The sequence below is a fragment of the Ramlibacter alkalitolerans genome (assembly GCF_016722765.1).
GTDB classification, from domain to species: Bacteria; Pseudomonadota; Gammaproteobacteria; order Burkholderiales; family Burkholderiaceae_C; genus Ramlibacter; species Ramlibacter alkalitolerans.
The window spans coordinates 118,637-138,465 of the sequence record NZ_JAEQND010000014.1; the positions used below are offsets into that span (position 1 = coordinate 118,637).

Sequence of the window (19,829 nt, forward strand, 5' to 3'; positions counted from 1 at the left end):
ATGGGACGTGACGAACTAATTGGTGAATTGCTGACACGCCTGGAGCAGGCCGAAGTCCGCCTAATGGAATGGGGCTTCATCGACGTCTCGCACACCAGCGATGAATTGGTGAGCCTATTCGTCAGCCACCCCACCCTGGGTGGTGAGTTCCGCGAACTGGCCGGGCCGGTAGGCGAGGCATTATGGGTCGACGACTTGGTGTCGGCCGGGTTGCTCTACCGCATCTCCTTTGGACCGCCAGCGACGTATCGCTCGCGATTCGCAGAGTCTGCCCGCCTGTTGCTCAAACTGCGCCAGCGCTTCCGCGAGGATGACTGGGCGACGGCGCCGGAACTCGTTTCCGACGCGCGTTTTCATCTTGGGCCACGGCGATTCCCGGTCCGTAACATCGACTCCGCCGCCGCGTGGCTGTCGCTGTCGAACTTCTCGTGGCATCAAGATCTACAGCGTAAGGTTCTGGAGGCCCTGTGCGGCGGACCTGACGATAGCATCCGTCTCGCGGGATTCCAGCTTCGAGCAAGCCAACGCATCCTGGGCCATTACCGGGCCAAAGAGAGCTCAACCGCAACGGTCATCACGGCCGGCACTGGTGGTGGCAAGACTAAGGCTTTCTACATTCCGGCGCTGATGGGCATTGCGGCGGAGATAGCAGACGACGCGAAAGCCGCGACGCGGGTGCTGTCGATTTATCCCCGCAACGTGCTGTTGGCCGATCAGTTCGGCGAGGCAACGCAACTGGCCATGGTGGTCAATTCGGCGCTCAAGGGCAAGCTGGCACGCCAGATTCGCGTGGGGGCACTCATCGGCGATGTGCCCCTCACTTCGGATTTCGAGGGCGACCACCGCAACCGCTACCAGATGCGCGCGTGGCCGCGGCCCCGGGGTATCCTCGGCCATCGAGTGCCGCACCTGCGAGACCCTTCAACGGGCAAGCCGCTGGTTTGGCTCGATAAGGATCGAAAGGCTCGCCGGACGGTGCTGTGCCTTGAAGACGACATCACCGAGGTGGTGGTGCCTGACGGTGTCGTGATCCTGACGCGAACTGATTTGCTCACCAGTCCGCCGGACATTCTGTTGACGTCTATCGAGATGATCAATAAGGAGTTGTCTTCCGAGCTCGGGAGGGAGGTGCTTGGCTTTGCCTCTGGCACGTCCCACCTCAAGATGATCCTGTTGGACGAGATCCACACCTACGAAGGACTTACTGGCGCCCAAGTGCCTTGGATCCTACGGCGACTGGCCTACTGGACGCGAGGACAGCGGCATGCAAATTCGATCCACGTCGTAGGCCTGTCCGCAACCTTGCAGGATGCGCCCAACCACCTCGCCACTCTGTCTGGGATCCCGGAAGCCTCGATTGTCGAGATCGCGCCGGACGCCTCTGCCGGCGAACTGACCACGGAAGGCCAGGAGTACAACCTCGTGCTGAAGTCTCATCCGGGAGGCGGCGCCGGGGTACTTGCCACATCTATCCAGACGGTGATGTTGGGGGCCCGCTTACTAACTTCTCGCACACGTAGCCGACGTGGCAACGTCATAACTGCGAACCACTTCTTCGGGCAGAAGGTCTTTGCCTTCACTGACAACCTTGACGTCGTAAACCGGTGGCTTCCTGACTTCTGCGACGCTGAACAGACCAAGCGCCTCGCTCGTCTGCGCGCACATCACTCCGACGACGATGCCCAATGGCTTGCCGGGCAGGCCTGGCGATTGTGCGAGCAACTCCACCACGACCTTACGGTCGCTATGCACGTCGGGCGCACAAGTAGCCAAGATCCTGGCGTCGATGCGCGCGCGGACATCGTACTAGCCACCAGTGCTCTTGAGGTGGGCTTCGACGACGACGCCGTGGGAATGGTCGTCCAGCACAAGGCGCCTCGCAGCGCGGCGTCCTTCATACAGAGAAAGGGTCGTGCCGGACGCCGTAAGGGCATGCGTCCCTGGACCGTGGTAGTTCTGTCCGAGCATGGGCGCGACCGCTGGGCCTTTCGAGATAGCGAGCGGCTGTTCTCTCCGAGCCTTGACCGGCTATCGTTGCCCGTCTTCAATCCGTTCGTGCTGCGCATCCAGGCTACCTGGTTCTTGGTGGATTGGATTGCTCGGCGGGTCGGCCGGGGTGTACCGAGTCTTTACCTGTCACGGCGCGACTACTTCGATGCCAAGGCGACGCAGGTCGTTCGCGAACTCGTCGACAAGCCGGAAGTGCGTGCTCAACTAACCCGTGACATGGGCGCGTGGATCCGCTTCGCTCAAGGCGGCGTGCGGGTGGCCGATGCCGACGCACTCGCAAATGATCTTTTGTGGAAGCCGCCCCGCGCAGTGCTCAGGCATGTCGTGCCGGTCTTGTGGAACTACCTGGAGGGCGACGCAGCCTCGCCACCAAATGCGACGAAGCGGTTGCTTCCGCAGTTTCTCCCGGAGCGGACCTGGGACGTGCTTGACACTCAGGACGTGGAACTGGCAATGCCGAACGGAGAAGACCAGTCGATGGACGTACGCCGGGCCTTGCGCGAATGCGTCCCAGGACGGGTCTCGCGCCGCTTCGCGGTCGATCGACATGAAGCTTCGAAGTGGCTGGCCTGGTCGGCCCACCTACTGGACGACTCGGTGCCGGAGGCGGTTTCGGCCGATGCACTGCTCGACGAATTCGTGCGCAACGACGATCTGGCCGATGTGCGGATTTTTCAGCCGACGCGACTGGTGGTGGCAGACGTGCCGTCGGGTGTCAAAAAGAGCAGCAATGCCGAGTGGTCGTGGACATGCAGGGTCCAACCCGAAGGAGAATCGGGCTATCTGACTCTGCACACTGGTCCGGTAGCGCGCGCGGTCTTCGACAGCGGGTCCTCGTGGCTGCATCGTGAGCGCTCCTGGTTACGGGTGTACCGCTACAGCTCCCGCGTGCGCTATGAATTGCTGCCGGAACGCGGCGAGACCAAACGGGGGGTGGTCAGCATAGACCATGAGGCGGGAAGCAAATCCGAGCGCCAAGCGGCCGTGGGCTTCGCGCGATCTGTCGACGGGGTGGAACTGCGCGTGCGCGAGGACGTGTTGAAGCGCCCACCAGCGCTTTCGGCCGATGTCGTCGCCGCGCTTCGGCCGGTGTACTTGCGCTACCGGGCCACGCATTCGGAGGTGCTTCGCGACACGACCTCGGTGTTCGGTACCGGTCTGCTGGTGACCAGCGCCCTAGGTATGATTGTGGCGACCGCGCTGCGGCAGAACGTCACCCTTGCGGACGCCTGGGGCCTCATCGCCAACAAGCCGGCAGCCGCCAGGAAAGTGCTCGGATCTGTACTGGCGGGAAATGTCGGTGACGACTCGGACGGGCCAGGTAGTGCGGGTCGGGGTATACAGGAGGTGATCGGGCTTTGGGGCGATCCCAGAGTGGCCGGCGAAATGGACAAACTCGTGACCTGTCTGTGGGCGCCGCCGGACGAGGATTGGGATCGATGGTTGCGTGCCGTGCTGCTCGAGACGATCCGCTCGGCGATCGAGACTACGGTGCAGTCGGTTTTGCCGGAGGTACCTGAGAATGACTTCTCGGTCGACGTCATTGATCAGTCCGGGACTGCCTCCATCTGGATCCTAGAGGCGGAGGCTGGCGGAATAGGCGTCATCGATCGCCTGTTGGCCGAGACTGCAACTGATCCCGCATTGTTTGATACGGCGCTGGAGTCCAGCATGACGGCATGCAGTGCGGAGCGCATCACTGAAAATGTGTCGAAGGCGGTCGGAGCTTCGCTCCGGCGATACTCCGCCTTGAGCATGGCCTTTCTGGAGGTGCGTGAAGCGAAGTCCTATGCCGAACTCGACGCGGCGCGAGCCGACTTGGTGACGGCCCTCGTTGCCGCAGGTAGCGATGCGGACAAGGAGGCCGTGACGGCGATCGCCGGCAAGGCCTTGATGCCTGGCTCAGATTCGGTCACCGATCGTTGGATTCGACGGCTGACGGCAGGCCGGCGCGCGGCTATTGAGCGTCTTGGCATCGTTATCGATCCTCGGCTTTGGGCGTACTGGACGACGACCTCGCGCAAGCGTCGCGAGTTGATGGCGCGCACGCTGGCGACGCAGCATGGCCAAGCACCGTCGGACGCGCAGATCACCTCTTCGGTGGTTCGGCTCACCCTCGATCCCTGTCGGGACACTTGTCCGCAGTGCCTCGGCACCGCGCAGGAAATGCAGGGGCTATTGCCGTCTCGACGCTTGGCGCGTCAGTGGCTGAACCTGACCCAGGTCGACCAGGTGATTGAAGTGGAAAGCAACACGGCGTGGATGCAAGAACTCGATCGCGCTCTGGCCAAAGTCAGCCGGCTGCGTTTGCGCTTCGGCGAGACTGCGCGCGGCGAGGTCGGGGCAGTCTTGGCGGAGCGGTTGGCTCACCGCTACGACAGGGGCTATGTATTGAGCGGATTTCGTGTTGCAGCTGTGACTCGACATGGCCGCGGATGGGAGATCCTGCTGCGCGTCGATGACATGGAGGTGCACTGAAGTGCCGACCTTAGATGTGTGGTCAAACGCGGCCAGTTCTCAACTGCGCGACTTGGTTAGTTCCGCGCTCGCCTGCGTTCTGATGCGAACTGACTGGCCGTCAGACCAGGCTAGAGCTGTCTACGTGTGCAGTCCCTGGATCTCTGACTTCCCTGTATTTGACAACCGCTACGGTCAGTTCGATGCGCTCGTTACGCAATCTCGCGGATCAAGTCGTCTCCGACTGGGCGATGTGCTGATTGCGCTCGCGTCGGTGACCACGGTCCGCATCGTGTCCAAACAGACGGAGGCTACCCGACAGTTCTTGGCTGGACGCGATTTTGCGGGAAGCAACGTACATGTCCGGATCGCCGGAGACGAGTTGCACGAAAAGGGATTGCTGACGCCAGACTTTTACCTTGAAGGCTCGATGAATTTGACGTATTCCGGTGTGCACCTCAACCAAGAAAAGGTGAGCTACCACGCCGGCAGCGATCGATCAGTCATTGAGCGGATTGCGGCGGCTTACGCCGAACTCGATCGCCGCTGGCGGCAACTCACGCCATGACGTCTGAGACTGAACGACTGATAGACGTTTTGCGGCCGCGGTGGCCGCAGCATTGGCATGACGATCCCTCGGCACGCAAGGCCTTGGACCGCCTAGTCGAGGATGCGCACCATGGTCGGCCGACATCGCTGCCAGTGGTTCAACCGGTGACGCAGAGGATTGCATGGCTGAGCATGGCCGCCTCATTGCGCGAACTACGCGAGTACATTGACGATACCAAGGTTTGGCTTGAGAAGGTCGATGCGGAGACGATTGAAGATCGTGTGACCTTGCCATCTGACGCGCCCGGACCGCTCACGCCCTCTCTACAGGTTTTGGCGCCTCAAGGCTACATGCGGTGGGAAACGTCGTTGGATAGTGGAATCTACACGCTGGTTCGCTTAGGTCGAATGCACGAATTCCTCGCGTCGCGCCCCGACCTGTCGCGAGACAGTGCGCCTTCTGTGGCTGCTCTCAGGTTGGAATTCATCTCCGCCCTACGGGTGGGCGATTGGTCTCAAGCAGATGCGTGTATCGATGAGATAGACCGCTGGAACCTGGATCATGCGCCTGGTACTCTGCAGATGCGCATCCGCCTGTTCGAGGCCCGCGGCGCTACCGAAGAGTTATTCAGGTTTGTTTGCTCGAACGAGGCTTGGAATTTCGCCACCCCGCGGCGCATCGCTGCGGCCATAGTCTGTGCAGTGGATGTGTGCGCGATCCAACCCGTCGAATTTCAAGATGGGCTTCCAGCGGCGTATGAACTGTTTCATCGAGTCTGGTATCCCAAGCTAGTTCAATGCATATATGACGCTCGGGGCGAGCCGAATGCAACCCGCATGCTCGCGTTTGCGGCGGCAATTGATGGAGATCACCGGTCCCTGGCGCCGCTTCTGACGCACCTTCCTACCGGTGTTGCTGAATTCCTGCAGGATGTTTTGCCACCACAACAGGTTGTTGAAACTTCTCCTGCACCGGTCACCATTCCCGAGGCGCCTCACCCGGCTTCAGGCAAGAACTCTGAACCGGCTGTGCTGACTCCGGCGCCAGCCGTCTCGTCGCCCGCTGACGCCGGGGCGTACTGGGCAGCTTTGCTTGCAGCAGTGAAGGAATGCCGTGCAATACAGGCACGCACCCTGATAGCGTCGCTGGACTCAGACTTGTTCGATGATCCTAATTTCCTCAGCGCGGCGCCGGATGCCCTGCTGGAGTTGCTCTCCGACCCAGACGTCGAACAGCTAGCCGGGCCCCGAGCGCTGCGCTATGAAGTAGTGGCAGCTCTCGTAGACGCGTTCGTCATGGCTGAGGGCTTTCCCCGGTTGGAGCACCTTGAGATCTACCTCTCGCTGCTCGATGGGCTTGTTGCGTTGAAGGCTTCGGTGACAAGCGATGCGGACTCCCAACTTGTACTTGGCCTGGTGGGGGCAACATCGAACTTGTCTGCCGATGCGTGCCCTCGGTGTGAACAGATTGTTCGTTTGTGGTGGCGGACAAGACCAGTCATTCAGAGGCTTGACTGGCTTGGGGCGGCACTAGATAGCTTGGGACCGCTACATGCGGATCCACATCAACTTCTCGATCTCTATACCGATGGCTTGACACTGGCCGCACGCAAGGGACTTGCTTTCGCGCCGACGAAGGCCGCGGTGTGGTGGAACATCGGCAGGATGTTGGAACTGCCCGCGGCTGACATCGAGCAGTTGTTGAACCCTCTGGCGCCTGAGGGTTCGGGGCCGGTGCGCGATCCGCTCGCCGATGCTGGATTGCGTCAGATCGCCGTTGTTTCCTTGCGTGAAGCCAGCGCCTACGATGCTGCGCAACAGTTGGAGGCTCGCACAGGCGCGAAGGTGTCCGTCGTGTCTTCGCTAACCGCAGGTTCTGAGACCCGGAACGCCTTAACTGCAGACCTGATCTTGTACGTTTGGGCGGCCACCACGCATGCTACTTATCGGGCGTTCGACGACCATCGTCACAAGATCGAGTACGTTCAAGGGACTGGCTCGTCGAGCATAATCATGGCAGCGGAGCGATGGGCTGCGCGAGTCTCAGATCAAGATCAAGTCCGTGGTGCTCTTCGAATCAGCTAAAGGGCAAGTCTGCGCACGTGGTAGCTCGACACAAGTCGTGTTCGCGGTGTAGAAGGTCAGAAGGTCAGAAGGTCAGAAGGTTACGATGGAGTCCGCGACGACCAACATTGGCTCGGTGTGGCCGCGACGCGTAGCTACCTTCGTGTTCCGTGGTGACGTGAAGCGTGTGCGGCGCTTCAAACAAGAGTGCTGGGATAGTTCCCACGCTTTCGCTTGAGGTGAGCGAGGTGACGCAAAGCGGCAACTTGCCGCAGGCGAGGTCGCGTCCATCAGCGGATCTCCAATACCTTATGCGTTTGGACCGAAAGACGCCAGCGCGGATGCGCTTGACAGTGCTTAATCGCTCCGCGCGTGTTTTCAGCCACGGACGGTCCATCCATGGGCTGCAGCAAGAAGTGGTCAAACCCTGTTAACTCGATCTCGCCAGGCATCAGACCTGGTTGTGGGTAGACCAGTTTCAACTCTGATCCGGTGCGCTGCACCCATGCAGCGCCGGCTTTGGGGCTGACGCAGATCCAGTCGATGCCCGCGGGAACGGGCAGTGTGCCATTCGTTTCGACAGCGATTTCGAAGCCTACCGCGTGCAGCGCGTCCAGCAGCGGCGTGTCTACCTGCAACAGCGGCTCGCCCCCGGTGAGCACCACGTACCGGTGGCCCTCGCCAGCGGGCCACAAGCTGGCAACTGCGCGCGCGAGGTCCACGGCCGTTCGGAACTTGCCGCCCAAGGTGCCGTCGGTGCCTACGAAGTCGGTGTCACAGAAGCGGCAGACCGCCTGCTGCCGGTCCTGCTCGCGCCCGGTCCAGAGGTTGCAACCGGCGAACCTGCAAAACACCGCGGACCGCCCTGCGCGCAGGCCCTCACCCTGCAACGTGTAGAAGATTTCCTTGACCGAGTACATGGGGTCAGACAGGCATGCATGGGCCATCGAGGCTCTCGGCGAGCAGTGTGCCGCAGCCGGGGGTCTCGTACAGATCGATGCGTGAGAGCACTGGAAGTTTCGGGTGCGCCTGCGCGAAGATCCAAGCAGCGAGGCTTCCCGTGTCACCGTCGTGAATGCCTTGCAGTTCCCGCAGAGGCTGATGGTCGAGTGCCTTGAAGATTGGGTCGAAGATCTGCTTTACGTCACCGAAATCGATGGTCCACCCCATCTCGCGATCAAGAGGCGCCTGCATGTGCAACCGCAACGTATAGGTGTGCCCGTGGATTTGCGAGCGGGGGTCAGTTTCAGGCGCATGAGCAAGTGAAGTCGCGCTGTCGAAGCTGAACTCCTTCCAGATGCGGTATTCGCTTCCGTCGAAATTCGCGCCGCAAGATGCTGTTTCGTAGACTGTGACCCAAGACAACTCCGGCAACTGAGGCTTCAGGCGCCGCCATATCCACGCGGCGATCACTTCGCTCGTCGGGTTTTCCAAACCCCCGATCTCGTTCAGACAGCGGTAGTTCAAATCAAAGTGAAGGGGCGCCCAAAGGTCGTCCAGATGGTCGTAATCGATGCTAATGGGACGTGTGCCTAGGTCCTGGTTGGCATGGATAATCACCTCGAATCCATGTCCATGCATGCGACCGCACTTGTGCCCAGCCGGGACGTAAGGGAGACGGTGGGCAGACTGGAATCGATATCGTCGCCAGACATGCGCCAGACGGTCGCGATCGAGATCCACTCCGTGTACGGCCGTGCTCTGGATGGCGACGCGAGCGATCCCTGGAGTACCTAGACGCTGGTAAATCCACCGGGCGAGGTTCTCGTCCGTAGGTGTCTCCAGATGGTCATTCAACAGTGAGTAGTCCAGAGGCGCGATGCATTCCCGTAGGCGCGCGCCCAGCGCGGATACCTCACTCCCCGGGATCCCTCCCCATCCGCGGCGCAACTCCGCGAAGACGGTCGCATTGAAGCTGTGTCCGTGCAACCTGCGACTGCGGTGACCGTGCGGCAGGATGGCGACCTGTCTCGCCGCCTCAAACGAAGCGGTGGAGACGGTAAGGTGTGCAGAAGTGCTCATGGATAGGATCTCCCCATGTACTGTTCATATCCCTTGCGCCGAAGTTCGCAGGCTGGGCACTGCCCACACCCGTAGCCCCAGTCGTTCAGGGTTTCGCGCTCGCCGATGTAGCAGGTATGCGTTTCATGGCGGATCAGATCGACCAGTTTTTCGCCACCCATCCTCTCCGCGAGTCGCCAGGTTTCGGCCTTATCGATCCACATCAGGGGCGTATGCAACACCATGCGCGTGGCTAGGCCCAAATTGAGCGCCACCTGTAGGGCTTTGATGGTGTCGTCGCGGCAGTCGGGATATCCAGAGTAGTCCGTCTCGCACATGCCCCCGATCAACTCTGTGAGCCCGCGGCGGTACGCGACTGCGGCGGCATAGGTGAGGAACAGAATGTTCCGCCCTGGTACGAAGGTGTTCGGCAGTCCGGTTTCCTTGAACTCGATGGCTCTGGTGTCGGTGAGCGCTGTATCGCTGATTTGCGAAAGAGTCCGAATGTCAATTAGGTGATCCTCTCCGAGCTTGGGTCCCCACGCTGGATGGGACGCACGAAGTTCCCGGAGGAATGAGATGCGGCACTCCAATTCGACACGATGCCTTTGACCGTAGTCAAAGCCGATCGTCTCGACGTGGGGGAAGCGTTCAAGGGCCCAAGCCAAGCAAGTGGCCGAGTCCTGACCACCGGAGAAGAGGACGAGTGCGGACGTGTGCATGTGATTCACTCGTTCGCTGCGCGCCGAAGACGACGCAACTGCCGCTTGGTAGCCGAGACCAAATGACGCGTAAGTAGGTCGATGTCCGATGGCGTGTTCTGAATGTCGTTCCACGGGATCTCATATTCCGCCATCTTCCAGATGCCGGACGTCCACGCGGTGTAAGGCTTGAGAAGTTCCAATCCAACGACGAAATCCTCGGCTTTGACGGCACCTTGGTTCGCATAGAGCAGATCCATCACAAAGCCCATGGCGACAATGCCCGCGCCATGGCGCAGGCGTGAGTGGCGTGGCGCCATGCCGGTCCACTCGCCCCCGAACACCTTGGCCACCGCCGTGAAGAACTCGTCGATCAGAGCAACAGCCCGATCCTCGCGGTCCTCATAGGTGATGAGGTCGCGTATAGCCCCGTGTGCGGCAGAATTCATTACCAATTTCTGCATGGCGGTGTCACTGATGACGCCAGCCGGATTGGTGTGCTGCCGAATCTGAGCACGCAAAGCCTGGCTTCCGCAGAAGTTCAGCCGCTCGACAACGCGGGCGGCGAAGCGGCGAGCTGAGTAGCGCTCGGGAAGGCCCTCAACTGTCGGGAGCAGTTCGTAGATAAGCGTTTTCGGAAGCGGTCGCGTGCTGTTGATCAACACAAACTGTTGGCGCAGTTGGTCGTAATCCTTGCAGATAAGAGCCGAGACGAATACCTGAAATCCAGGCTTGTCGAGGCCGGAGAGCGCGGTGAGGCGCTGTTGACCGTCCACGACAAAGCCCGGGGGCCCCTTCCTGACGTCAATTTCGATTTCGATGCGTCCGTCCTTGTGACGTTGAATGTCGACGTCCCCGAGGAATGCCACGATGAGCGCATTGGGCAGAAGCGCATCATCGCGGGCCATATAAGTCCGGATTTCCCTGATGTGGGACGAGATCTGGTGCCTTTGGAATCCCTTGAGTTCCCCGCTATCGCTGCGGCCCACGCGCTCAATCTGTGCAAACTCCAGCACTTGCTTGGGTTCGGCCGCAAAAACGAACACGTCGTGGTCGTCGGCTTGGCGTGCGCTCAGGGCCGGAAAACGAAAGAAAGTCATGTTCGGTTCTCCAGAGTGCGATGCACGTGGCGGTGGTAGACACCGAGGTTGTGGAACCCACGTCGTTTGTTTCGATTGCTGCCGCGGAAAATCATGACTTCAATGCCGACCGCGCGGCAGATTGCACATTCGCAGTTCTTCCAAGGCCTTTCCTCCAGCGTTCGTGCGATTCGTGCGCGGGTTGTCGCCAGTTCCTTGTCCTGGGCGGCCGCCCCAGTGCCATCTCCTCGAACAAGGAACTGCGAGTAGTCCATCACCGCGTCGAGCGCTTCTTCGACTGTGCGTCGATCGCGGTCGAACTCTCGCAACGTGCGCAATGCCCGCTCTTCTCTCACGCGAAGATCCTCGGCACGAAAAAGTCCGCGCTTCACGCCTTGCATCAGACGTGCGTTATCCAGGGACTGCGGAACTCGGAGTGCCGTGTAGTAGTCCAACTGGCCCCGGCCGTTTTCCATGTAGTAGTTGGAGTTCTTGTCCTTGAACGCACGGATAAGCGGCGATGTGGAATCAAAGCTGGTGATGCCATAGCCGGTGAACTCACCGATGTGGTCGGCTTTCGCGAAACCCAGCAGATGCATCTTCGGATCAGGACCAACCCTTATCCGAATCGCTCGCAGCACATCTTTGATCAGGGGTACTTTCAGGGGCACCAGACCCCCGATCGCCAAGTAGGTGTACCCCATCTTGACGAGCGCGGCTGAGGCTTCGGCCATGCTTTCGGGCGACCAACCTTGGACTGCACCCATCGGCTCGAACAAGTTGCCTTCGGCTCGCGATATTTTCAAAAACTCTCGAGCGTTCTCAAGGGTGATTTCGTAGCGGCGCAGCGTGTCCTTTGGCATAGATCCCGCCGGCGGATTCTTCGGATCGCAGTCGAAGATCACATGGTCAGGCGAGACGCCGTGGGTGAAATCCGCGTCCAGATAGAATTCAACGACTTCATCGGGCTTGTATGCTGGCTCCGGGTGCTCGACATACGCAAAGGCGCCGCAATCTCCCATGAGCATCAATTCGCGATGCTTGGGACCGTTAAAGCGCAGGAATCGCCGCGCGCCCTCGCGAAGCAGCCTCTGTTCTTCCGCCGTGGAATAGCGCACTTTGGAAGCCGACACGCCGTCGGCTTGCCTCACTGCGCTCATTGACACAAGGAGGCCGTCGTACGGCGTCTGATCCATGATTTCGTGCGCATACAAGTCATGCCAGTAGCGTTCGCGAGCTGCCGGCGACGAATCCGTCTCGAAGTCGTAATTCGGATCGACGTAGTCTTGAGTATCAGAATACAGGAACTTCACGGTGCCTCACCCCCGCCGATGTACGCCTGGACCAATGCTGTTTGCAATCGACGGATGTCGCGCGTCGTGTTCTGGATTTCGTTCCAAGCAACTCCCAGGCTGTCCCACGTGCCGCGGGTCCAACGGCACGAGGACGCGACCTTTTGCAGCTCTCGCTGTACCGACTTGACATCTTCGTGCGGGGACACGCGTGCGTAGATTCGATCCATGAGCACACCCATCGCCAATATGCCGGCAGAGTGCATCAGGCGGCTGTGGCGCGGATCGCGCCCCCAAGCTTCCGGGAAAACTGCCTTCACCGCCGACCAGAAGGTAACGAGCAGGCGATACATGTTCTCAAGGTCGGCACTTTCACGCCCCGGGGTCGCGAGCCGAAAAGTGGCCAAGGCCCCCAGAGGATTGTTAATGCTGTTGCGGATCATCGTTATGACAGCAGAATCAGTGACGACGGCTTTGCCCGCGGCGGCGCCGTCGGAAGGTCGCTTGATCAGTTGGTGAAAAGGCGATGCAGGGTCACGATTCAGAAGGCTGCATAGCTCGGACGGCACTTTGCGCACACTAAGTTCGCGCGGCAGGTGTAGTCCGCCCGTCTCTGGCAAGAGTTCGTTGATCAGCCGAGTCGGAAGTGGCTTGGCCTTGTTGACAAGGATGAACTGTTCCCTCTGAACATCGATCCGGTCGGAAACAAAACCGATCACAGGCACCGCGATTTCGCGGCTTTCGGCTCGCGCGAGAGCGAGAGAGCGCTGCTGGCCGTCAACGATCCAGGCGACTCTCTTTCCCTCCTCGTAAACAGGAATCGTGAGAGTTCCGCTCTGCGCGATGCCTTCATCTCCGGTCGGCCGCGTACCTCGCGATGCAGCAAAGTGGACTGCTGGTGACAGTGCCAGGATGATGGCATTTGGAAAAAGCACTTGCCCCTGATTTAAGTACTCAACGATGCCTTTGACGTGGGACCGGATCTCTGGCCGCTGGAAGCCCTTAAGCGTGTCCGTGTCATCGCGACCGACGCGGGAGATGTCTGCGACTCGCACGATGTCTGAGCCGTGGATGAAGAACGCATAGACGTCGGTGCCATTGCCCTGAGTGGTATGCAACGCACGCACGACGATTTCGTCGGAAGTCCGCGCAGCGGTGAATTTCTTAGGCAACACGCGACGACCCGTCATCTACGCTCGGACGCGGATAGTTGATCGCGCACCTCTCGCCACAGCTTCCCGAATCTCGCCTGCTCGCACGCGACAAGCGCTTCATCTCTCAAATATCGCAGCAACACGGAACTTCGTCCGCCGGTTGCTTTCCACTTCGTGCGAATCAATTGCTGGACTTGTTCGTCGCTCGCGCGGGTGCGCGCGATCGTCCTCGGGACGCAGTACTTTGCTAGTGCCTGCCTTACAAGTTCCAGCCCGGCACGTTGGTCGAGTTCGTGGCCGCTCAGGCGTTCAACAAAATGGCGAAGAGCGCGCTGTGGGAAGTCTGCGCGCGTCCCCGCATACTGCCGCACAGCTTCCAGCCTTTCGTCGTAGGGCATGACAGTCGCTGAAAGGACGCCCGGAAGGCTCGCGGCGCCTGCGCGCGAAGTGAATAGTCGTACCCGCCTAAGTTCGTGATGTGTGCACCTGGCCAAGTCGGGCGCGAGCATCTGGACGTAAGTGGCGGGCAAAGCCGCGAGGAGGACCGCGCTGGGGTTTTCCTGGAGAAGGCCCGCGAGACCACGGCCACAGATGGCTTGCCACCAATCTGCGGCGGTGCTTTCGTGTGTTGAAAGCGCAACCTGCAAGCCGCTGTCCTTATTGGCCGGGGTGAGGTCGTAAGGAGCCACCATGTCGTCGCTGTGGACCAGGCCTACTCCTGCAGACGCGACGTACAAGGGCGCACGCAGGTGGGCTGCTACGAACTTCGCATCAGCAATGGAGCGGCCCACGTAGAGACTTGCTGCAGGAAGGCGCGGCTCGTGTTTTGCCAACGCCTCTGCCCAATGCCTTGCAGTGCCTCTCAGGCTGCTGCCCAGCATCGTGGCGGTCAGATGCAGAGCGTCTCCTGCACTCCGCTTGCGAGCGGTGCAGTTGGTGACAATGAGTTGGCGAATCTGCAAGATGAAGCTGGGTGAGTCGCCAAATAAGTGTAGCAGAGAACAATTGTAACAGCGCAAATAACTGCGCCCTTGGTGTTCTCGGCCCCCGTATTTTGCGGCCGTAGTACCCCCGGCCAAGTCGACGCAACCGCGCAAGGCCGCCTGGAAGGCCAGGGCTCGGATCGCAGTGGGGGCGGGCGCCCGTCGCGCCTCGCCGGTCGCACCGTTTCAAGCGAGGACACGCTCAATCTGCTGTTGGCAAGCACGCTGAGCGGTCCGACCGGTACACCTAGATTCCCAACAGAGGTGCTGCGCGGTGTCTGCCGGGAAGTCTTCCCGGGCAGTATCCGAGTCGAAGGACACTGAATAGACCAACCAAATGAGCTGGGTGCGCTACGCCGGCCAACTCCAGACCCCGCCGGAGGCCAACGAGATTATCCTGAGAACAATCTCCGGCCTAGCTCCCTATCAGGTGCTCGCGGGCACGTTTCGCTTCGTCTGCTGCAACCGCCTGGTCGGTGGGCGAGGTGGTGCGGGACATCCGCATTCCGCACAAGGGCCACATCCAGGCAGGCGTGAATGAACACGTGTTCCGAGTGGTGGCCGAGTCTTAGATGGTGCAGGACCACACAGAGGCGTTCAGGCCACTCTAATTGAAGTCGCCCGAGGAGATCGCCTTCGCGACGGCCGCCCCGCGCTGCGCTTCGGCGCGCCGAGTGGAGACAACCGGAGGCCACCGGGCTCTGGTCACCGTGGGACCACCGATCGAGTGGCGCCGGCCGGAGGACCTGGATCACAGCCTTTGAACACCTTACGGCGCGTGTAGCAGAACTTGATCCGCGGTTGCCACCCTGGCCGCAGCGCACAGGGCATCCAAGTCGCTGGTGATTCGCAACCGCAGCCCGATGCGTCAGCCGCCGTTCCCGGACCCGCTCACCTCATTCGATCAGCGGATGCGATGTCGCGCCTTGCGCTGTCCCCTGTCGGTACGATAGGCGCAAAGTTCCGGGCCTCAAACCGTTGCCCGGGGTGATGGATAGGTCGGGTCACTCCCGACGGCATTCTCGCGTCCGAATTCCCCAGCGGCATGTGTCGTTGTGCCCTGTCCGAAGACCCCGCTGCCGACATCCACACCTGCAACCCGCCCAACGACCTGCAACAGCGACATATAGCGGACGTTCGACGAGCCTTTGCTCTGGGATCTCATGTCCGCGCCGCAAACTCCTCCAGCGTCGCTCCATTGCTCATTGCTTCGCGCAGCCACTTTGGACGCGGGCCTCTGCCGCCCCAGGAGTTGCCCCTTCCGTCGGAGTACGCCGGGGTGGCACCTTGCGTCTTTCTTTGCTTTCCAAGGCGCTTCTGCTGGCCAGTTGCTCTTCTCGCGCGCTCCTTTCGCAGACCGAGCTCTGCCGCCGTGATGTCGTAAACCGCGATCGCCTCTTTCATGCGATCTAACGCCCTGGCGCTCTTCTAGTTTCAACGCCTCCGCTTGCTGTTGAAGCTGCTTGATTTGTTGCTGTAGTTCGACGTATGTTGGCATAGGTTGTTCCTTGGGACGCCTGGCAATTAGAACACGCCCCTCGGCCGGCATTCCGCAGTACTCATTGCGGCGCACGTTGCGTCCGAGTTGCTCCTGCGACTTTTCGATCGACTGCTTTCTCTCGTGGCACAACGAGCACCTGTGGACTTCGTGCCTCCAAGAAATACCTTTGAGGTCCTCTGAGAGCTTCGATCAATAGAAAGGTATTTAAAATCAAGCACTTACGGACATGGCGCTGCGCACTCCGCAACTACTTTTTAGCACTGCTTGCACAAATTCCCGGTGCCTGTACGGTACGTGGCTCGCTGCAAGTTCGCACCGGAAGCAGCCGGCGGCCGACTCGAGACGAGGTACGGGTTGCCGCGCGGATTGAACTTGCTACCGCTGGCGATCAGGCGTTCAGGGCGCTCGAGTCTTCAGCCGCTACCCACGCGCGGATCCCAGATTATTTCAGCCACATATGACTAATGTGATCTGGAGATGGTAGTGCACCGAAAGGTCAACCTCAGCCCGTTCCAGGTTTTCCCCGCTATCTGGCCGGCGTGCTGTCGACCGATGCCTCGCGGGTTTGTTGTTGTGCCCGCTCATAACGCGGGAGAAGGCGAACCAACATGAAATGTCCGAGTTGCGCGTCGGAGCGTGTCACTGCGCGTGACGCTGCGAAGAAAACGGGGGCCACCATCGGGATGGTCATAGGGGCGACCGCAGGAGCGGTCAGCGTGATGCGGGGAGCCCAGTTTGGAGTCGCTGCCGGTGCCATGGTCGGCCCTTTCGGTTCGGTGGCGGGCGGACTTATGGGCGCTGCGGCCGCGATGCTTTTCGGAGGTTCGGCGGGGGCTGCGATCGGCGCTAAGGCCGGTTCCGTGGTCGACGAGTCCCTTCTCGACAACCGTTCATGCGTGGCTTGCGGATTCACCTTTCGGGAGGAGCCCGACATCTGCGTGAGCACCAAGGACAGATCGTAAGGAATCAAATGCCACACCTCGTCGAAACGATGGCCCATGTCGGCGTAGCTCCCTGGCATCGCCTCGGAAACGCGCTGCCGTCGCGGCAACCGATTGAAGTCTGGGCGGAGCAAGCCGGCATGGATTGGGAGATTCTGCAGGCCCCCGTTCAGTACCAGACATACACCACCGACGCTTCACGCGTTCTTAGCTTCGAGGGCCAGAAGGTTCTCTATCGAAGCGATACGCACGCAGCGCTGTCCGTCGTCGGTAGTCGCTACCAGATCGTGCAGCCGAAGACCGTTCTCGAGTTCTACCGGGACCTCACAGAGGCGGCAGGCTACGAGCTCGAAACGGCGGGCGTGTTGAAAAATGGCAGGAAACTCTGGGCGCTCGCCCGCATGGGTAAGGAAGCCAAACTGAAAGGCAATGACGTCGTTCGCGGGTACTTCCTGCTCGCAACTTCGTGCGATGGAACGTTGGCGACCACTGCCACGCCGACCACCGTCCGTGTCGTCTGCAACAACACGCTGGCGATGGCGCTGAATGGCGCCACGCATGCGATCAGGGTACCCCACAGCACTACGTTTGATCCAGACGCCGTGAAGAAGCAACTCGGGATCGCCGTCAGCGGCTGGGACAGCTTCATGTACCGAATCAGGCTGCTGGCCGAGCGCAAGGTGGACACCGCGGAGAGCCGCACCTTCCTGCAGAAGCTCCTGGGACAGCCGCAACCCATCCCAGGGCAGCCGATGGTGCAGGAGAGGGCGATGAAGCGTGTGCAGGAGCTCTTTGAAGCCCAGGGTCAGGGCGCGGAGCTCACCGCGGCGAGCGGGACGGCCTGGGGCCTTCTGAATGCCGTTACGCAGTTCGTCGACTACGAGAAGCGTGCCCGCAGCTCCGACCACCGCCTGGACAGCGCCTGGTTCGGTAGCGGTGCGGCTCTCAAGGACCGGGCCCTGCAGCAGGCTCTCCACCTGGTCGCCTGACGGCGATTCCTTCGCCGATATAAGCCCGTTGCCCGATTGGGCAACGGGCCTTTTTGTCGTCATACGACTGAAAGGATGATGCACCATGAGCAACGTCGTAGATGTTCGGCCTGCCAACCACGTCAGGCCGGCCCTGAAGCTCGTGAAAACGCAGGACCTGGACCGGCAGCAATGGCTGGCTGTGCGCCGGAACGGCATCGGCAGCTCCGATGCGGCTGCCGCCGTCGGCTTGAACCCGTACAAATCGCCCCTGGAGCTGTGGATGGAGAAGACCGGGCGCGATGCGCGACTGCCCAAGCCCGATCCGGACGATGACACGGCTGCCACCTACTGGGGCACGCTCCTGGAGCCGCTGGTGGCGGCGCAGTACAGCCGCCGCACCGGTCATCGAGTGCGGCGCGTCAATGCGGTCCTGCAGCATCCCGACGAGCCCTGGATGCTGGCGAACATCGATCGGGAGGTCACCGGGGCCGCAGATGTTCAGATCCTCGAGTGCAAGACGGCTGGCCTGAATGGAGCGCGCCTGTGGAAGGAGGGTGTTCCGGAGTACGTCCAACTACAGGTAATGCACCAACTGGCCGTGACCGGCAAGAGCGCCGCGGATGTCGCAGTCCTGATCTGCGGTCAGGAACTGCAGGTCCACCGGGTCACGCGCGACGAAAACATGATGCAGCACCTGATGCAGATCGAGCGGGAGTTCTGGCAGTGCGTCCGCGACAACCGGCCGCCGCCGCCGGACGGCTCCGAGTCTGCCGACCGGGCGCTGCGAGCGCTCTATCCGCGCGACAGCGGCAGCACGGTCGATTTCCGCGGAGATTTCGAGATGGCGGCGGTGATTTCGGACCTAGTCGGGGTGCGTGCCTTGCTGGAGGAGCAGGGCAAGCGCGAGGCGGAACTCAAGCAGCGGATCCAGGAGCGCATGGGCGAGGCCTCCAAGGCGCTCTTCGAGGCGGGGACCGTGACATGGAAGCGCAGCAAGGACAACACCAGCATCGACATCCAGCGGCTCGCCAAGGAGCACCCCGAAATCGTGCAGACCTACACGATCCCGAAGGCCGGCTCACGCCGCTTTCTCGTGAACGTCTGAATCTGTCCCAACCCGCGGCCAACGGCGCATGGCGACAGGCGCGTGATCATTTGAGGAACACAGACATGCTGAGAGGACTGGCAATTACACCGCCGGTGCTGGGGCGGATCTCGATCGGGCGGGTTGTCGAGAAGAACGGCAAGCGCCTGCCCGAGAAGGACGACGAGTTCACCGTAACCACACAGGTGCAGGGCCGCGACGGCTGGATCACGCACCCCATCGACGAGAGCCTGAGGGGCGCGGTAGGAGGCAAGCTGCGCAGCATTCCGGTCTGGCTGCCCTTCAGCGACCCCGACCTGAACCTGCGGGCGAGCTACTCCATGTTCGATCGCCCCACAGGCAGGCCGCTTTGCGTGGGCAACGGGGAGACCTGCAGGCGGTCCACGGCCGCCGGCGTGCAGTCGATGCCTTGCCCGGCCCCGGAAGGCTGTGACCTGGCGGCATCGAGCGGGTGCAAGCCATATGCACGGCTCAACGTGCGGATCGGGAACGACGACGAGCTGGGCACGTTCATCTTCCGGACCACCGGCTTCAACAGCATCCGCACCCTGGCGGCGCGCCTGCACTACCTGCGCGCTGTGTCAGGCGGGCTGCTGGCCACGCTGCCGCTGGAGTTGCGGCTGCGAGGCAAGTCAACGACTCAGTCCCATGGTGCGGCGATCTACTTCGCCGATCTGACCACCAGGACGGGGGCGACGCTCGCGGATGCGCTGGCGCAGGCCCGGGAGTTGGATGCCAGCCGGCGTGCTGCCGGTTTCGACCAGGACGCACTGGACCACGCGGCCCGGGAGGGTCTGGCGCTGGGCGTATTCGAGGAGTCCGCGGAGGAGGGGGGCGCTGTGGTCGAGGAGTTCTTCCCTGATTCCGTCGCTCCTGGGGCCGAGTCGACGGAGCCCCTGCGACCCGCTGTCCTGGGCCAGAAGCTTGCGAACCGCGTTAGCCGCGGAAGCCGAGCGAAAGCCGGCAGTGCGCCGCTCGCTGTGGAGCCCGCTGGCACGTAGCCTAAGAGCCTCTGGCCCCG

General features: G+C 61.3%; 13 protein-coding genes. 6 read left to right on the forward strand and 7 right to left on the reverse strand.

Annotation, left to right across the window (positions count from 1 at the left end; all coding sequences use genetic code 11):
- The 3 genes from dpdJ to JI746_RS22850 all read left to right on the forward strand — a co-directional run bounded on the left by dpdJ (position 1) and on the right by JI746_RS22850 (position 7,101).
- Positions 1 to 4,488, forward strand: coding sequence for a protein DpdJ (dpdJ, locus tag JI746_RS22840; protein ID WP_201692594.1), 4,488 nt, complete (start codon positions 1 to 3; stop codon positions 4,486 to 4,488).
- Positions 4,469 to 5,035, forward strand: coding sequence for a phospholipase D-like domain-containing protein DpdK (gene dpdK / locus JI746_RS28080; protein ID WP_269129492.1), 567 nt, complete (start codon positions 4,469 to 4,471; stop codon positions 5,033 to 5,035). Before dpdJ ends, dpdK begins: the two co-directional genes overlap by 20 nt.
- 173 nt (positions 5,036 to 5,208) lie before the next feature.
- A complete protein-coding gene (locus JI746_RS22850; protein WP_201692596.1) occupies positions 5,209 to 7,101 on the forward strand; it encodes a hypothetical protein in 1,893 nt (630 codons plus the stop codon).
- Between the two features lie 269 nt (positions 7,102 to 7,370).
- On the opposite strand, the gene queE is transcribed toward JI746_RS22850, so the two are convergent.
- From queE to JI746_RS28385, 7 genes are all read right to left on the reverse strand, one after another.
- A complete protein-coding gene (gene queE, locus JI746_RS22855) occupies positions 7,371 to 8,000 on the reverse strand; it encodes a 7-carboxy-7-deazaguanine synthase (RefSeq protein WP_236600049.1) in 630 nt (209 codons plus the stop codon).
- A gap of 4 nt (positions 8,001 to 8,004) precedes the next feature.
- The gene (locus JI746_RS22860; RefSeq protein ID WP_201692598.1) at positions 8,005 to 9,102 is read right to left on the reverse strand and encodes a 6-pyruvoyl trahydropterin synthase family protein; all 1,098 of its coding nucleotides are present in this window, start codon (positions 9,100 to 9,102) and stop codon (positions 8,005 to 8,007) included.
- Entirely contained in the window at positions 9,099 to 9,803 is a 705-nt protein-coding gene (gene queC, locus JI746_RS22865) for a 7-cyano-7-deazaguanine synthase QueC (RefSeq protein ID WP_201692599.1), read from the reverse strand. Before queC ends, JI746_RS22860 begins: the two co-directional genes overlap by 4 nt.
- Positions 9,804 to 9,808: 5 nt before the next feature.
- Positions 9,809 to 10,882 carry a DGQHR domain-containing protein DpdB gene (dbpB, locus tag JI746_RS22870; RefSeq protein ID WP_201692600.1) on the reverse strand — a complete coding sequence of 358 codons (1,074 nt, stop codon included), beginning with the start codon at positions 10,880 to 10,882 and terminating at the stop codon, positions 9,809 to 9,811.
- The gene (gene dpdA / locus JI746_RS22875; RefSeq protein ID WP_201692601.1) at positions 10,879 to 12,174 is read right to left on the reverse strand and encodes a tRNA-guanine transglycosylase DpdA; all 1,296 of its coding nucleotides are present in this window, start codon (positions 12,172 to 12,174) and stop codon (positions 10,879 to 10,881) included. The genes dbpB (JI746_RS22870) and dpdA overlap by 4 nt, the downstream gene beginning before the upstream one ends.
- The gene (gene dbpB, locus JI746_RS22880; protein WP_201692602.1) at positions 12,171 to 13,343 is read right to left on the reverse strand and encodes a DGQHR domain-containing protein DpdB; all 1,173 of its coding nucleotides are present in this window, start codon (positions 13,341 to 13,343) and stop codon (positions 12,171 to 12,173) included. Before dbpB (JI746_RS22880) ends, dpdA begins: the two co-directional genes overlap by 4 nt.
- A gap of 2,108 nt (positions 13,344 to 15,451) precedes the next feature.
- Positions 15,452 to 15,694, reverse strand: a complete 243-nt coding sequence (locus JI746_RS28385) for an H-NS family nucleoid-associated regulatory protein (RefSeq protein WP_201692603.1) — start codon at positions 15,692 to 15,694, stop codon at positions 15,452 to 15,454.
- Between the two features lie 1,067 nt (positions 15,695 to 16,761).
- On the opposite strand from JI746_RS28385, the gene JI746_RS22890 reads away from it, so the two are divergent.
- The 3 genes from JI746_RS22890 to JI746_RS22900 all read left to right on the forward strand — a co-directional run bounded on the left by JI746_RS22890 (position 16,762) and on the right by JI746_RS22900 (position 19,809).
- Entirely contained in the window at positions 16,762 to 17,721 is a 960-nt protein-coding gene (locus JI746_RS22890) for a DUF932 domain-containing protein (protein WP_201692604.1), read from the forward strand.
- A gap of 85 nt (positions 17,722 to 17,806) precedes the next feature.
- Entirely contained in the window at positions 17,807 to 18,808 is a 1,002-nt protein-coding gene (locus tag JI746_RS22895; RefSeq protein WP_201692605.1) for a YqaJ viral recombinase family nuclease, read from the forward strand.
- A gap of 65 nt (positions 18,809 to 18,873) precedes the next feature.
- The gene (locus JI746_RS22900; RefSeq protein WP_201692606.1) at positions 18,874 to 19,809 is read left to right on the forward strand and encodes a recombination directionality factor; all 936 of its coding nucleotides are present in this window, start codon (positions 18,874 to 18,876) and stop codon (positions 19,807 to 19,809) included.
- The last annotated feature ends 20 nt before the right edge of the window (positions 19,810 to 19,829 follow it).